Origin of the sequence: Mesorhizobium sp. M0659 (assembly GCF_040320605.1) — a bacterium.
GTDB lineage: Bacteria > Pseudomonadota > Alphaproteobacteria > Rhizobiales > Rhizobiaceae > Mesorhizobium.
Window position 1 is genome coordinate 1 of sequence record NZ_JAMYPY010000062.1, and the last position, 587, is coordinate 587.

A 587-nucleotide genomic window follows, 5' to 3' on the forward strand; every position below is an offset into this window, starting at 1 on the left:
GGCCGGATAGACGGGCTCGGGTGGTGTCCTGGGCATGGCGCGCTGTGAGGACCGGTAGTGCTGGGCGGGCGTATCCATGCCCAGCGCCTCATGGGGACGTTCCTCATTGTAGCTGTGGCGGAAGGTCTCGAAGGCCTGGCCCTGTGCCGTTCGGTCGGCTTCCGGTGCCTCGGCCATCGGCAGCATGGTCAGGTGAAAGCGCTCGTGACGTCCGTTCTGCTGTGGCCTGCCGGGTGCGATCCGCTCCAAGGTGATGCCGAGCTTGATGAAGCGCACGACAAGCGGCGTCAGCCCGGTGACGCCGGCCGATGCGAAGGGCGGGCCATTGTCGCTTCTGAAGCGATCCGGCAGGCCATGCTCTTCAAACAGCCGTTCGAACACCGGCCAGGCTTCGCTATCGGCCGTCGACCCCGTCGCTTCGAGCGCCAGAAGATAGCGGCTCGACGCATCCATCACCGTCAAGGGTTCGCAACGCCAGCCGTCGCGGGTCCGGAACCAGCCCTTGTGATCGCCAGTCCACACCGCGTTCGGTTCTTGCGGCTGTGGCCAGGGTCCATTGCCGCAGGCCCGCAGGCGGGGTCGCTTGC

1 protein-coding gene is annotated in these 587 nt (G+C 66.8%); it reads right to left on the bottom strand.

Annotation, left to right across the window (positions count from 1 at the left end; translation table 11 throughout):
- On the bottom strand, positions 1–587 hold a 587-nt coding region (locus tag NKI31_RS31800), incomplete at both ends, for an integrase core domain-containing protein (RefSeq protein WP_352653455.1).